General features: G+C 56.2%; 1 protein-coding gene. It reads left to right on the top strand.

Going from position 1 to position 1,361, the window contains the following annotated elements; translation table 11 throughout:
• Nucleotides 1-1,361: F0F1 ATP synthase subunit alpha (gene atpA, locus ERD80_RS19810; RefSeq protein ID WP_136548243.1), on the top strand; the 1,361-nt coding region annotated here is incomplete at both ends.

The raw sequence follows: 1,361 nt of genomic DNA, 5'->3' as shown, positions 1-1,361 counted from the left end.
ATCAAGCAGCGCATTGCTCAGTTCAATGTCGTGAGCGAAGCTCACAACGAAGGTACTATTGTTTCTGTAAGTGACGGTATCATCCGCGTACACGGCCTGGCCGATGTAATGCAGGGTGAGATGATTGCTCTGCCGGGCAACCGTTACGCTATCGCACTGAACCTCGAGCGTGACTCTGTAGGTGCAGTAGTGATGGGTCCGTACGCTGACCTCGCCGAAGGCATGAAGGTGAAGTGTACTGGCCGTATCCTGGAAGTGCCGGTTGGCCGTGGCCTGCTGGGCCGCGTGGTTAACACCCTGGGTGCACCGATCGACGGTAAAGGCGCTATCGACAACGATGGCTTCTCACCGGTTGAAGTGATTGCACCAGGCGTTATCGACCGTCAGTCAGTCGACCAGCCTGTTCAGACCGGTTACAAATCTGTCGATGCGATGATTCCAATCGGCCGTGGCCAGCGTGAGCTGATCATCGGTGACCGTCAGACCGGTAAAACTGCGATGGCCATCGACGCCATCATCAACCAGCGCGATTCTGGCATCAAGTGTGTCTACGTCGCGATCGGTCAGAAAGCCTCTACCATCTCTAACGTGGTACGTAAGCTGGAAGAGCACGGTGCGCTGTCTAACACCATCGTGGTTGTCGCTTCCGCTTCTGAATCCGCTGCGCTGCAGTACCTGGCTCCGTATGCCGGTTGCGCGATGGGTGAATACTTCCGTGACCGCGGTGAAGATGCGCTGATCGTCTATGATGACCTGTCTAAGCAGGCTGTTGCTTACCGTCAGATTTCTCTGCTGCTGCGCCGTCCGCCGGGTCGTGAAGCATTCCCGGGCGACGTGTTCTACCTCCACTCTCGTCTGCTGGAGCGTGCATCACGCGTTAGCGCTGACTACGTTGAGCGTTTCACCAACGGTGAAGTGAAAGGCCAGACCGGTTCTCTGACCGCGCTGCCGATCATCGAAACCCAGGCGGGTGATGTTTCTGCGTTCGTTCCGACCAACGTAATCTCGATTACCGATGGTCAGATCTTCCTGGAATCGAACCTGTTCAACTCCGGTATCCGTCCAGCCGTTAACCCGGGTATTTCGGTATCCCGTGTTGGTGGTGCTGCACAGACCAAGATCATCAAGAAACTGTCCGGTGGTATCCGTACCGCGCTGGCACAGTATCGTGAACTGGCAGCGTTCTCTCAGTTCGCTTCCGATCTGGACGATGCAACGCGCAAACAGCTGAGCCACGGTCAGAAAGTGACCGAGCTGCTGAAGCAGAAACAGTATGCACCGATGTCTGTTGCACAACAGGGTCTGGTACTGTTCGCTGCCGAGCGCGGCTTCCTGAACGACGTTGAACTGGCGAAAATCGG

It is taken from the genome of Pantoea sp. R102 (genome assembly GCF_004916815.1).
Classification (GTDB): Bacteria; Pseudomonadota; Gammaproteobacteria; order Enterobacterales; family Enterobacteriaceae; genus Pantoea; species Pantoea dispersa.
Note: the sequence above shows the minus strand (reverse complement) of the source record. Positions and strands in the feature narration are given on the sequence as shown.